11 protein-coding genes, 2 rRNA genes and 1 pseudogene (1 of these 14 cut by a window edge) are annotated in these 14,018 nt (G+C 39.7%); all 14 read right to left on the reverse strand.

What is annotated here, in order from left to right:
- Positions 1 to 865, reverse strand: a 23S ribosomal RNA gene (locus tag IGI73_RS08440); it reaches 2,050 nt to the left of the window's first position.
- A gap of 229 nt (positions 866 to 1,094) precedes the next feature.
- A 16S ribosomal RNA gene (locus tag IGI73_RS08445) occupies positions 1,095 to 2,653 on the reverse strand.
- Together the 16S and 23S rRNA genes form the textbook arrangement of a ribosomal RNA operon.
- Before the next feature lie 541 nt (positions 2,654 to 3,194).
- Positions 3,195 to 3,380, reverse strand: a complete 186-nt coding sequence (locus tag IGI73_RS08450; protein WP_005230211.1) for a hypothetical protein — start codon at positions 3,378 to 3,380, stop codon at positions 3,195 to 3,197.
- 139 nt (positions 3,381 to 3,519) lie between these two features.
- Positions 3,520 to 4,041 carry a GNAT family N-acetyltransferase gene (locus tag IGI73_RS08455; RefSeq protein WP_005230207.1) on the reverse strand — a complete coding sequence of 174 codons (522 nt, stop codon included), beginning with the start codon at positions 4,039 to 4,041 and terminating at the stop codon, positions 3,520 to 3,522.
- Positions 4,042 to 4,106: 65 nt separating this feature from the next.
- Positions 4,107 to 5,045: a dihydroorotate oxidase gene (locus IGI73_RS08460; protein WP_005230205.1), complete on the reverse strand. Its 939-nt coding sequence runs from the start codon at positions 5,043 to 5,045 to the stop codon at positions 4,107 to 4,109.
- A 210-nt stretch (positions 5,046 to 5,255) separates the two neighbouring features.
- A pseudogene (locus tag IGI73_RS08465) lies at positions 5,256 to 6,294 on the reverse strand (galactitol-1-phosphate 5-dehydrogenase).
- A gap of 17 nt (positions 6,295 to 6,311) precedes the next feature.
- The gene (locus IGI73_RS08470; RefSeq protein WP_428207252.1) at positions 6,312 to 6,971 is read right to left on the reverse strand and encodes a class II aldolase/adducin family protein; all 660 of its coding nucleotides are present in this window, start codon (positions 6,969 to 6,971) and stop codon (positions 6,312 to 6,314) included.
- Positions 6,937 to 8,859, reverse strand: a complete 1,923-nt coding sequence (locus IGI73_RS08475; protein WP_438759182.1) for a PTS sugar transporter subunit IIA — start codon at positions 8,857 to 8,859, stop codon at positions 6,937 to 6,939. The genes IGI73_RS08470 and IGI73_RS08475 overlap by 35 nt, the downstream gene beginning before the upstream one ends.
- Before the next feature lie 11 nt (positions 8,860 to 8,870).
- Positions 8,871 to 9,311, reverse strand: coding sequence for a PTS sugar transporter subunit IIA (locus tag IGI73_RS08480; RefSeq protein WP_428207251.1), 441 nt, complete (start codon positions 9,309 to 9,311; stop codon positions 8,871 to 8,873).
- Between the two features lie 62 nt (positions 9,312 to 9,373).
- Positions 9,374 to 10,630, reverse strand: a complete 1,257-nt coding sequence (locus IGI73_RS08485; protein WP_428207250.1) for a PTS transporter subunit IIC — start codon at positions 10,628 to 10,630, stop codon at positions 9,374 to 9,376.
- Between the two features lie 2 nt (positions 10,631 to 10,632).
- On the reverse strand, positions 10,633 to 10,935 hold the full coding sequence (locus tag IGI73_RS08490; RefSeq protein WP_015509814.1) for a PTS sugar transporter subunit IIB: 303 nt from the start codon (positions 10,933 to 10,935) through the stop codon (positions 10,633 to 10,635).
- 24 nt (positions 10,936 to 10,959) lie between these two features.
- Positions 10,960 to 12,033, reverse strand: a complete 1,074-nt coding sequence (locus tag IGI73_RS08495) for an alcohol dehydrogenase catalytic domain-containing protein (RefSeq protein WP_395997912.1) — start codon at positions 12,031 to 12,033, stop codon at positions 10,960 to 10,962.
- A gap of 540 nt (positions 12,034 to 12,573) precedes the next feature.
- On the reverse strand, positions 12,574 to 12,891 hold the full coding sequence (locus tag IGI73_RS08500) for a DUF2500 domain-containing protein (RefSeq protein ID WP_015509816.1): 318 nt from the start codon (positions 12,889 to 12,891) through the stop codon (positions 12,574 to 12,576).
- Positions 12,892 to 13,648: 757 nt separating this feature from the next.
- Entirely contained in the window at positions 13,649 to 13,978 is a 330-nt protein-coding gene (locus IGI73_RS08505; protein WP_005231940.1) for a metal-sulfur cluster assembly factor, read from the reverse strand.
- Between the last annotated feature and the right edge of the window lie 40 nt (positions 13,979 to 14,018).

Raw genomic sequence — 14,018 nt, forward strand, 5'->3', positions numbered from 1 at the left:
AGCTATTTCGGAGAGAACCAGCTATCTCCAAGTTCGTTTGGAATTTCTCCGCTACCCACACCTCATCCCCGCACTTTTCAACGTACGTGGGTTCGGTCCTCCAGTGCGTTTTACCGCACCTTCAACCTGGACATGGGTAGATCACATGGTTTCGGGTCTACGACAACATACTCATTCGCCCTATTCAGACTCGCTTTCGCTGCGGCTCCGTCTCTTCAACTTAACCTCGCATGCTATCGTAACTCGCCGGTTCATTCTACAAAAGGCACGCTATCACCCATTAACGGGCTCTAACTTGTTGTAGGCACACGGTTTCAGGATCTATTTCACTCCCCTTCCGGGGTGCTTTTCACCTTTCCCTCACGGTACTGGTTCACTATCGGTCACTAGGGAGTATTTAGCCTTGGGAGATGGTCCTCCCGGATTCCGACGGAATTCCTCGTGTTCCGCCGTACTCAGGATCCTCCTAGGTGTTATCCAAATTTCGCCTACGGGGTTTTTACCCTCTTTGACATACTTTTCCAAGTATTTCGACTATCTGAATAGACTACCATATCGGAGTCCTACAACCCCAACAAGCAAGCTTGTTGGTTTGGGCTTTTCCCGTTTCGCTCGCCGCTACTCAGGGAATCGAATTTTCTTTCTCTTCCTGCAGGTACTTAGATGTTTCAGTTCTCTGCGTCTACCTCGACTGCGCTATGTATTCACGCAGACGTAACATCCTATAAAAGATGCTGGGTTCCCCCATTCGGAAATCTCTGGATCATAGCTTACTTACAGCTCCCCAAAGCATATCGGTGTTAGTCCCGTCCTTCATCGGCTCCTAGTGCCAAGGCATCCACCGTGCGCCCTTATTCACTTAACCTTTGACCTTACGGTCGGTTTTGAGTACTTCTTCTAGCGATAGAAGGTTGCTCAAGAAAATAAGCGTTGAACTTATTAAAAAACTCTTTTAACATTTCAACTCGGTGTGTGTTACTTGTTTTGATTATTTCTTCGATATCCAGTTTTCAATGAACAAATTTTGTTTGAGAGTAAACCTCTCAAAACTGAACAAAGGCAAACGATGTGTAGTCTTCCGAAATATTCCTTAGAAAGGAGGTGATCCAGCCGCACCTTCCGATACGGCTACCTTGTTACGACTTCACCCCAATCATCTATCCCACCTTAGGCGGCTGGCTCCAAAAGGTTACCTCACCGACTTCGGGTGTTACAAACTCTCGTGGTGTGACGGGCGGTGTGTACAAGGCCCGGGAACGTATTCACCGCGGCGTGCTGATCCGCGATTACTAGCGATTCCGGCTTCATGTAGGCGAGTTGCAGCCTACAATCCGAACTGAGAGAAGCTTTAAGAGATTAGCTTAGCCTCGCGACTTCGCAACTCGTTGTACTTCCCATTGTAGCACGTGTGTAGCCCAGGTCATAAGGGGCATGATGATTTGACGTCATCCCCACCTTCCTCCGGTTTGTCACCGGCAGTCTCGCTAGAGTGCCCAACTAAATGATGGCAACTAACAATAAGGGTTGCGCTCGTTGCGGGACTTAACCCAACATCTCACGACACGAGCTGACGACAACCATGCACCACCTGTCACTTTGCCCCCGAAGGGGAAGCTCTATCTCTAGAGTGGTCAAAGGATGTCAAGACCTGGTAAGGTTCTTCGCGTTGCTTCGAATTAAACCACATGCTCCACCGCTTGTGCGGGCCCCCGTCAATTCCTTTGAGTTTCAACCTTGCGGTCGTACTCCCCAGGCGGAGTGCTTAATGCGTTTGCTGCAGCACTGAAGGGCGGAAACCCTCCAACACTTAGCACTCATCGTTTACGGCGTGGACTACCAGGGTATCTAATCCTGTTCGCTCCCCACGCTTTCGAGCCTCAGCGTCAGTTACAGACCAGAGAGCCGCCTTCGCCACTGGTGTTCCTCCATATATCTACGCATTTCACCGCTACACATGGAATTCCACTCTCCTCTTCTGCACTCAAGTCTCCCAGTTTCCAATGACCCTCCCCGGTTGAGCCGGGGGCTTTCACATCAGACTTAAGAAACCGCCTGCGCTCGCTTTACGCCCAATAAATCCGGACAACGCTTGCCACCTACGTATTACCGCGGCTGCTGGCACGTAGTTAGCCGTGGCTTTCTGGTTAGATACCGTCAAGGGATGAACATTTTACTCTCATCCTTGTTCTTCTCTAACAACAGAGTTTTACGATCCGAAAACCTTCTTCACTCACGCGGCGTTGCTCGGTCAGACTTTCGTCCATTGCCGAAGATTCCCTACTGCTGCCTCCCGTAGGAGTCTGGGCCGTGTCTCAGTCCCAGTGTGGCCGATCACCCTCTCAGGTCGGCTATGCATCGTTGCCTTGGTGAGCCGTTACCTCACCAACTAGCTAATGCACCGCGGGTCCATCCATCAGTGACGCAAAAGCGCCTTTCAACTTTCTTCCATGCGGAAAATAGTGTTATACGGTATTAGCACCTGTTTCCAAGTGTTATCCCCTTCTGATGGGCAGGTTACCCACGTGTTACTCACCCGTTCGCCACTCTTTTTCTTTCGGTGGAGCAAGCTCCGGTGAAAGAAAAAGCGTTCGACTTGCATGTATTAGGCACGCCGCCAGCGTTCGTCCTGAGCCAGGATCAAACTCTCATAATGATTTGTTTGAATGACCATACGGTCATTAAGCTCATAAAAATTAACTTTGCTAGCTATTGCTTGCATGTATTTGTTTCAATAAATTGAAACGTCCTACACATTGGTTCGTTTGCTTGCTTTGTTCAGTTTTCAAAGGTCTATCGTGCTGCGTTAGCAACTTTTATATCGTATCAGAGCGACATTTGATTGTCAACTCTTTTTTTAAAAGTTTTTTTCGCTCGTTGTTTTTCAACTTCGTAGCGGCTGCCTCAGCGACTTAATTAGAATAACAAATAATTTGTTATTTGTCAACAACTTTTTCCAATTAATTTTGTTGATGTATCAACATTGATTAACTGTTTTATTATTGCTACTTCGTTATAATATCATCTGTTTTATTTTTGGTCAAGTCTTTTTTGAAGATTTTTCAACTGTTGTTTTGACCCGCTGGCTCAATTGCCAACGTTGAATACTTTATCATTCTATGAATGAAAGAGCAAGCTTTTTTTCTGAAATTTTTCCAATTAACAAAAACAAAGAAAAAAACTACCCAAAAGGTAGTTTAATCAATATCGATCGTACGGAAACGGATTTGATTTTGATCGTCTCGTTTTAAGGTTGTTTCTTCTTTCAAATAAGAGAACTTCTTCTCATCGATCGCTGGATTTTCAAGCATTTCTTCATAACCTGCAAAAATATCATGGATGTATTTTTTATAAGCTTTTTTCTTTTTGATTCTTTTCTTCATTTGGCACCGTCCTTTACGTGCTTATCTTAGCAAGCCGAAAGGATTCTGACAACCATTATCCACATTTTCATACCAAAAATTCACTTTGACACACCTTTTCCATTCTTTCAGCCAAGTGACAAGAATGGAAAAAGAATGTTTAGTTTGTGATCAAACGTTTTTGAAAAGCCAATCGCTCTCCATTCGGAAAAGGAAATGTTACCTCTCCTTTATATTGATAGCCAGCTGCTTGAATATTCTTTTGCATCCCAATATTGGCTTTATACGTATCGATACGCAAATCAACGATTCCTTGCTCTAATGCAACCACTTCAAGAGCTTGCAGCAATTTGGCACTTAACTTTTGCCCTTTAAAATGAGAACTGACAACGACGCGATGAATGGACAGATACGGACCGTTTCCATCCCACCCTGCGCCGGTAATTGCGTTGTAGACAGGATCATCACCAGAAACCAGTGCCGCAGACGCTGCGATTTTCCCATCTTTCACTAACACATAGCTTTCACCTTTTGCAATATCTTCTTTGATTTGAGTTTCTTTTGGGCCATAGCCATTTTGCCATTGTGGTGATCCTTGAGCTTTTAAAAAAGCAATTCCTTCCTCAATCAGCGCCATTAACTCCGTTAAATCGCCCTCAGTTGTTTTACGAAATTTCTCCATTTAACCCCACCTTTCTTCTATGACTTTCTTCTATAAAAAGAAACAGACGATGATAGAAAGTCGTTTTAATCAATCGTTTTTAGTTTGCCTTGAAATTCACTGATTGATTGATATCCTTTTTCTTTCATGATCGTTTCTAATTCTTTCGTCAATCGTTCAAAGATCGCCGGCCCTTCTTTTTGCAACTCTGTGCCGATCTGCAACATAGAGGCACCACACAACAAATGCTCATACGCATCTTGACCATTACGAATCCCACCTGTACCAATAATTTTGATTTCTGGCTTGAGACGTGTATAGAAAGCCCGCACATTGGCTAATGCCGTTGGTTTCACATATTCGCCTCCGAGACCACCAAAACCACCTTTTGGTTTGATGACTACCGAGTCAGTAGCAGGATCGATGAATAAAGCATTCCCAATACTATTGATTGAATTGATGTAGGTTAACGGATACTTGTTTAATATCTTAGCCATCTCATCAAAGTGAGCCAAATCAAAGTATGGCGGCAATTTGACACCTAAAGGTTTTGTGAAAAAACCAAAGACTGTTTCAAGAATTTGATCGGTCAAAGGAAAATCATAGGCAACTTGTGGTTTTCCTGGCACGTTTGGACAAGAAAGATTCAACTCAGTGATTCCTTCAAAATCACTTTCTTGGATCTTCTTCAATAACTCAATGTTTTCAGCCACACTCATACCAGCGACAGAGAAAAAGAAAGGCGCTTGCTGAGTCATTTCCTGCTGTTTTTTGATGGCATAATCTAAGTAGTAGTCCACCCCTAGATTTGGTAATCCCATCGAATTGATGCTTCCTAAGGGTAAATCGGTATAACGTGGTTCTGGATTTCCGGCACGTGCTTCTAGCGTTGCACTCTTTGTGACAAATGATCCAGCTGCTGATACCGCTAATTCATCTAATTCCTCGATCGTCATACAATGTACTCCTGAGGCGTTCATAAACGGATTTTCGTATGTAAATTTCCCAAAATTCGTAGCTATCATTGATTCATTCCTCCAATCTTTTCAACTAGTTTACCGTTTCATTTCTGAAAATGCAACGGTGTCTTTGATTGGGACAGGTTTTAGAAGGAGCAACCTATTTAATCACTGTAGCAAATCAAAAAACCATATCCATAGCAGCTTGTTAAAGCTTGCTGAATAAAAATGGTTTTTGAAAACAATCTGTTTGTGCTGTAATCAAATGTTTAGTTTTTAGAGCATGATCATGATTTTATTAAAGCTTTCACTTCTATTTACCGCTAAATCAAATGCTCTTTGAAGATATTCTAACGGAAAGCGATGGGAAATCATATGACTGGCACTTAAGCGTCCGCTTTCTAAAAAGGTGAGTGAATCAAACCATTCTTTGCCTGGGAAAGGCGCACAATAGCTATTCCAAAAACCCTTAATGGTTAATTCACTGCGAAAGTTTTTTCAAATGCCCGTTGCTTAATCAAAACATCAGAATAAGTGATCCCTTGAAATCCAATTTTCCCGTCTTTTTTGTCACTAAGAGACATTGTTCTTCGGTTATTTTAGTACCTGCACATTCCATTGCAATATCTACGCCTAAACCATCCGTTATCCGAGAAATCTCTTTTTCAAGGTCTTGAACACTAGGATCGATCGTATCGGTGACACCTAAATCTAATGCTTGTTCCAGTTTCTCTGATTGAATATCAATGCCAATGATCGTTTTCACACCCGCAATTTTTAACCATTGGATCGTCAGCAACCCAATCGTTCCTAACCCAAAAACGGCAACGACATCGCCCACTCTAGGTTCGATTCCATAAACACCATGCGCTGAGACAGCAAGAGGCTCAATCATGGACGCTTCTTCAAACGTCAACTTAGTTCCTATTTTCACGATATTCCTCGCTGGCACGGAGACGTATTCAGCAAATCCTCCAAACCGTTGCGAACCCATCATGATATAGTCCGTGCATAATTGATACTTCCCGATAGCACAATATGCACAGTTATGACAAGGAATAAATGGGACAACAGCAACTCGATCGTCTTTTTTTAAATGATGAACAGAACGACCAACTTTTACAATAGTCCCAGCCATCTCGTGCCCCATGATCATAGGTAACTGGTATTTCCAACCTTTACTCATTTTGTGGATATCTGACCCACAGATTCCTGAAGCTTCAACTTTTACAATCACTTCATTCTGATGGCATTGTGGAACATCCATTTCTCGAATCTCAAATTCATTCAGTCCAATTAAGAAACCAGCCCTCATCTACTCTCCTCCAATCTTCATTCATGGGATTCATAGGTAACGTTTGTTTTATCAGTATAATATTCATAGCCCTGCTGGAGAAGCGCTTGCGAATGTAAATGCACATAAGCATTTGTTTCTAGTCTTTCCAGATAATCATTTGCAAAAGCCAAATTAGTGGCTCCAACAATTACCCCATGTTCTCGCAGTAACATTCCATATGGTAGTCTTTCTTTATTTGTCGCTATGTTTTTAGAGTAGTCACCAACAAAGTGTGCTAACTTTTCAGTTGTTGCAGGTGCATAATCCAAACAACGGATCGCATCCGGTCCGAAACGAAGGTTTTCACAGACGATGGGCATATCAGTCCCTATACAACTGTAAACCATCAAATTTAATGGATGAGCATGAATCACTGCTTTTATCCGTGGATCTGAGTGATAAAAACTCATATGCATATTGATTTCCCTGGTCAAGCGACCAGTACCTTCGATGAGGGATAGTTTCTTATCTACCAAAAGAATTTGCGCTGCCTCTAATTCCCAAAGATACTGAACAGATGCCAAAGTAGGCGTCATCAAGAAATGATCTTCTGAAACTTTTATAGAGATATTGCCACCAGCAGCATCCGTTAGCTTCCTGTCAAATAAAGATTTGGCGATCTTACATATGAATTTCCGTTCTTCTAAATAATCCATCGGCTTCCTCCTGTCTAAAACGTAAATATTTTTCAATTAATCCATATTTCCCAAGAAACATTATATCTTCAACAATTTCTAAGTATTCTTCACTTCTTACAAGAGCGACGAAGAAAACATAAGTCACTTGAAAATAATCCTCAGATCCGTAAGAGATTTTTTGTTTATTCGTCAAAAGGCTAATCGTGCTACGGTGGACATTTCCCCGATTGTTCGCATGAGCTAAAGCAACACCTTCACTTATTACGATATAAGGTCCATTTTGTTTCACGTTTTCAACGACTTCTTCTACATAGCTCTGCTCGATACACTCATTTTGTGTCAATACTTCCCCTGCTAAGCGTAAAGAACGCTCCCAAGAACATTTTTGGTCGATTCTGATAACATGCGAATTTAACAAGTAATCATGCAATCTCCTTTGTGGTTGTTGGACAAATTGAACAAATTTTTCTTCAGTCTCTTCTTCATTAATCGTAAACAAACGGTCAACCATCTTTACTATTTTTTGGATATCTTCTTGGGTCACAAAAGGTGTTATTCTTAAAACATCCTCTTCCAAAAAAGGCAAAGAATCAGCAGTTAAGATTAAACGATTGGCTTTTTGACGGAAGCACATCTTACGATAAGTACCAAATGTTAGCACATTCATAATTTTGAACTGCTTGTATCGACTAATTTTCATAGCAATCATTTTCGCTATCGATAAATTTTCACACACGATCCAGATATCGATTTTGCTCATCTTATATTCTTGTCGGGTTAAGGCAGTTGCGATATAAATAGCGATTGTAGTAATAAATGATTCATTGAAGGATCGGGACAGGTAGTTTTCAATGACACCACTATTAGCCCTTACAGCTACGATAATATCCATAAACTGATGCCGCAAAAGACCGATATTTTCAATATCCAAAATAATGTTCTCTTCTTCAATAATTTGTAAGTGATTGTATAGATCAGAAATTAAGTCAAATTCGTACTTTAGAGTCGTCCCTAAATCTTCATCAATTTTATTCAGAAAATAGATGACCAAATTATACAATTCAGCATCCTTCGCATTTTTTCGCTTTTTCAAATGACAAAATTCTGCTATTGCCTGTTTGTCTTCGAAAGAGATCGTTCGATCAAATCTTTTTTCAATTTGATCGATGAGTATGCTCAGGTTTTCCGACATAACGACAAATTTGGGAGATTCACCTTGTTCTTTGCGAGGCATATTGATAACGATAAAAATATAGACGAAAAGATCAAACTGCTGATACTTTTCTGCATACTTTAACTCGTTAAAAATGAATCCCAAAAAGTCTAAATACTCCATTGACCCGTCAAATGCCCGAAGGATTTGCATTCCGACATAATTGATGTATCCTTTTGCGTCTATATTTTCTAAAAACAATGTAAACAAATACTCTCTTTTCTCCGATTGATTCATCTTAAGGATAACCCCTTCACCCCTAAGCGTTTCGATATATTTACTCATGATCACTTCTTGTTTTTTGAACGTATTGATATCGCGGATGATTGTTAATCGACTGACGTAAAACAAATCAGCAAAATGATCCATCGTAAGAACATCTTCTGTTATCAATAAATTGATCAGAAGTAATGTGCGTCTTTCATCAGGATTCAAGGAATAGTCGTAAGGGGACAATTCTAAAACAAGCCGATAAGCTTCTGACAAATCTAGTTCATCAGGAACCCGTAAGTATCCGCTTTCAATTTTCACTTGCGGCATATCGTGAGTATTTAGAAACGAGTTCATGACTTTGATTTCACTCGTGAATTTCTTTGGCGAGAGATTCAAGTTTTTATAAAGTTGCTCCAATCTAATTTTCGTTATTTTGTTATATAGTAGGAGATAGATGATTTCAGCAGTAATTTTCCTCACAGCACTCCTCCTTAATGAATAGACAAATTCTCTCTTAGAAAATCAACAAGGTTTTCAGGTTCACACTTGCTTAATTGAACAATAAAATTTTGAGACTGGATGCTTAAAATCAATTTTTGAAGAAAATCAATATAGGTATGCTCATCTTTTAGTGCCATGCAAAATACATGTTCGACTGCTAATTCGTCTACTTGAGTATCCATCTGTTTAAAAGTCACAGGCTTTTTTAGTCTTGCATAACAAACAGAAGATTCTTTCACAGAGGGATCAAAGGTATGTGGAATCGCAACTGGCGGGTCAACTGGCAAACCAGTAGGAAAATGATGTTCGCGTTCGATACAAGACTCAATAAAACTATTCCCGACGATCCCTTCGTTAAGCAGCTCAAGTCCGCATTGTTTAATCACTTCTATATTTGAGCGCTCATTCAATTCGATTGCTTTAAATTTCATACACTATTTCTCTCCCACTAAGCCATTTATTTTGTCAATAATTCGTTTATTCATTCGGTCAATTACCCAACGATTCGATGAAATAAGCTGATTATAATATTTGCTAAATTGTAGCCCCAGAAACTATCTGTCACAACACCTTCCACAGGCACACCGGTCGCATTCATCATTTCGGTTGCTTCAGGTGCAAAGGTGTTTGTTCCAATTAGAACGATGACTAAGAAGAAAAAGCCAGTGACGAGTGTTCGAAAAAGATTGCCATTTGATGCTAATGCTAGCAGTGGAATCATATATACGATTACTGTTAAAACACCTACTGGAAAATAATGCATACCAGGGATAATAAATGCTAAGAATATTGCTATCGGAATCAGAATCACTGTCGTTGTGATCGCTGTCGGATCTCCAAGACCAAGAGCAATGTCCATTCCAATATATAATTTTTTCCCTTCGCCAATATGTTTCTTCATAAATTCTTTGGCAGCTTCTCCGATCGCAGTCAAGCCTTCCATCATAACAGAGACCATTTTGGGTATCAGTACTAGCACCGCCGAAACTCCAACCCCCATAGAAATCGCTACCGTAAATTCTTGGCGTGTCAATACGCCTAGAAAAGTTCCCACCAACAAACCGATAACTGCTGGATCTCCAAAAAAACCAATTTTACTTTCCACTTTTTCCAAACTGATATCGATTTTGTTAAGAACAGGAATCAGATCGATCAGTTTATTTACTAATAGTCCAAAAGGATAAGCGAATGTAATAAATGAAAATGTCGTACAAGTCGTGCCTTCCAGTCCGTAATACGCCTCCCATCTAGGAGCAAACCACTGAGCCACGAATAAAGTGACAATTGATAAGCCAACCGTAACAGTCAAACCTAGCCAAAAACTATCAAACAAGGCATACGCTAATGCTCCAGGAATCAAAAAATGAATATAGTTCCAAATGTCGACATTCATGACCGTTGTCCATTTCAAAAGAATAAACAATACATTCAACCCCACGATCATCAAAATAGCAATCGCTGCAAAAGGTACTGACCACGAAGCCGCTCCAACAGCAGCCCAGCCAACATCCATCGTGGTATATCCTGATCCCATTTCCTGATAATAATCGATGGCTGGTTGCAAGGAAGTACCAAGGAGTCCTACAACAAGTCCCAACCCTTGAAAGCCGATGCCGACTAAAAGCCCTGTTTTTAGCGCTTTGCCAATTTTCATCCTAAAGACACAGCTCAAAATAAAAATGACAACGGGTAGCATAACCGATGCCCCCATATCCATGATGTTCTGAATAACTGATAATACAGCTTCCATTTTTATCCCCCTTTAATAATTCGATGGCACTCTTCAACGATTTTCTGCGCGGTCTGCTCTTCGTTGATTCCAGAGATCAAACTGAAAACAGGAAGAATCGGTACTTTTACTGGCTTGACATATCGAGTAGTCACCAAGATTAAATCCACCGTTTCTGCTTTTGAGGGAATTTGACTAATATTCCCTTTGGTGATGGAAGCCTGAATGTTGCTCTGAGCCAAGATTTGTTTGACTTTCTCTTGAACAACTGTGGAAGTGGCAATCCCACTACCACAGGCAATATAGATCTCAATTTTTTTATTCATTTTCTTTCTCCTCCTTTCCTTACTCTATTTTTGAGATTTCAATATAGAATGAATTTTATACTCTTCTTCTGGTAGTAAAACGACTTTTAACGCCTTCCCTTCTCTTGTCAATTCGATGGCCTGATTGATGTCAGTTAAAGGCAACACATGAGAAATAATTTTTTCAGCAGGAAACTGATCTGATAAGGATAAATGGAAAGCTTTTTCGACTTGAATACTATTTGCACCATAATGACCATAAATCCAGAGATTGTTATAATGAACTGCATTCGTATCTATAGGCGTTAGTTGATTCTTTGCTACACCACCAAAAAAGACGACAGTCCCACATTTTCTAGCCATAAAAATACTTTGTTGCTGTGCTTCTATTGATGGATTGGCTGAAATCACTTTATGTGCGCCATGTCCATTCGTATACTCTTTCACCTTTTCAACAGGATCTTCTTTTGAAGAATCGATCCTATGATCTACACCAAACGCTTCCATAAGAGCTAGTCTGTCAGCATTTTTATCAATCACGATCACCTTACTTGCTCCACGAATCCTTGCTAGAATCGCTAAAAAGACCCCAATTGGACCTGCACCAATAATGACGACCGAATCACCTAACGAAACCTGAATATTCTCCATGCATGCATAAGTGGAGGATAAGGGTTCAGCTAATGTTGCAGCGATAGGCTCTCGTCCTTCTGGCACTTCAAAAATTGCTCCTCGTTCTACTCTTGTAGCACTATATGCTATATACTCTGCAAAACCGCCTTGAAGATCGGTGTAACTTTCAGCTTCCGTACAACATTCGTGCTTCCCATTACGACAATTTTCGCAACGTAGGCAATGAGCCATAGGGTATACATAAACCATCTGCCCTCTTTGATACTTCGTCACATTTTCATCAATTTCGACGATTTCACCAACGATTTCGTGTCCATAAATATGAGGGTAGCGCCCCGCTTTTGAATCAGTCAGCAAATTGCGAATATCAGATCCGCACAGACCAACTGCCTTAACCTTCAATAGAAAACCTCCTTCTGGACAGCAGGGTCGCTCTACTTGTTCATAGCGAATATCTCCTGGTCCATACATCAACGCAGCCTTCATTTTTTTCACAAACGTTCAACTCCATTCATTCTTTCTTATTTTACATGTTCATTGTAAGGTGCGTCGGATGTACCTCACAAGTAACACTTTTAGCATTTCAAGTTCCATATTTGTTACTTGAAGGAGAAAATGTTTGTGAAAAACCAAGAACGATTTTTCCTTTTTGCAATTATTTCTGAAGTCACGTAAAAAACAAAAAACCTCGTAACAATGAGTCACGAGATTTTGGTGAAGCAATCTATTCTATTTATGAGTATTTAAAAACGATCCGTAGCTCATCACTTCCACCAATAAATCGAATGGGTGAACTAAATTAAGCCATTCCTCGCAGGAAATTTCCTTCGGTTTTGGTTTTATTTATGCGACCTCATAAGTAGAAATTCTCAAGTGTTACTCGATGATACTGGCGTTTTCCATCGAAAGCGTACAATTCAAATCATTTCAATTGATAAGACACTTGAATAGGAGTTTTTTAATTGACTGTTCAACTTTTTTTGAAATTGAAAACGAATAAACAAATACTATATACATACAAATTTTTTACCTATCAAGTGAATTAAACCTTTTTCTTTGATACCTCAACACTCCAGTATCTCCGATGACGTATAATTTGTATTTTCCATACCCTACTTTAAATTCTAATCTTTCGCCACTTGCGATTTCAAATAAAAGATAATAGGTAATGGATTGATTCGTAAAGCCGTTTGCAGCAATATTCGTGCTACTAGTCATTCGTTTGTCTACTAGCGTGGCAAGTACTGCCACTTCTGGCGTAGATTGATCCTTTAAGAATTCGACAATATGATATAAGATAACTGCGACGAAAATAAAAGCAAATAAAGTAAATAGAAAATCCACAAAACACACTCCTTTTTTGTTTTTATGATCAAGGGAATCAACCAAATCATTTTTACAACTTAACTATAATTATACATTAATTCAATTAATTAATCTCGAATCTCTAATAAAAATATGTAACTCGCTAAATGATTGACCGAAACTGTAGTTTGGCTATCGTTTTCCTATATGTATGGTTGCATAGAACACATTTGTATATTTGTTAACCAAGAGTCAGTTGATAGGATGAAATCACATGACCTTTGAAAAAACATTCCTAGAATCATCCTTCTTCATTCTACATTGACTCCTTAAGGAAAATTCATCGTATCCCAAAGTCTCTGACTAAATTCAGTAACTTTTCTTTAGACATGTTTTCTGGGATGCACCTTAAGGTTATCAATGTGGATGAATAAGAATTTATTCTGTGCTCTTTTTTTGTCAAAATGATCGAAGGTTTATAGAAAGTATTACTATTTCGGCAAAGTTAAATACTAACTCACTTTGAGTTGTCATATGAATGGAAAATACGTTGAGCTTTCAGGTTTAAAAATATATGATTTTCTTTAATGCTTTTAGTAAAAAAGCATAACTTTTTCACCAAGTAACTGTTTATTTAAGAAAGTATTCTATAAAAAAACTCTTCTACCAACTTTTTCAAAGTTAATAAAAGAGTTCTGTGTTTATATCCTCATTTTGCCAACTGTCCGACACCTAAGAAAACAGCTTGTTCCATCTAGTTAACAAATATGAAACAACTTTCTATGATTGAAAATCCTTAACGAATCCCCAAAGCAATCCGTGCGTAACGACTCATTTTATCGGTCGTCCAAGCGGGATACCAGACTAATTTTACCTCTGGATTTTTGACTTCTGGAATATCGCTTAGTGCTTCGTGTATCGATTCAGTCAATACGTCGGCTAAGGGACAGCCCATTGTTGTTAAGGTCATTTTGATTACGGTATTGCCTGTTTCTGCATCAAATTCGACTTCATAAACTAAGCCTAGATTCACTATATCAATCCCCAACTCAGGGTCAATCACGGTTTCCAAGGCAGCCAAGACACGCTCTTTGATTGCTTCTGCTTCTACTTCAGTATATGCCACGGTTGAAGACCTCCTTTAATTCTTGTTTCAAATAATACCT

It is taken from the genome of Enterococcus sp. DIV0755f, assembly GCF_051713725.1.
In the GTDB taxonomy this organism is placed as follows: domain Bacteria; phylum Bacillota; class Bacilli; order Lactobacillales; family Enterococcaceae; genus Enterococcus_D; species Enterococcus_D casseliflavus.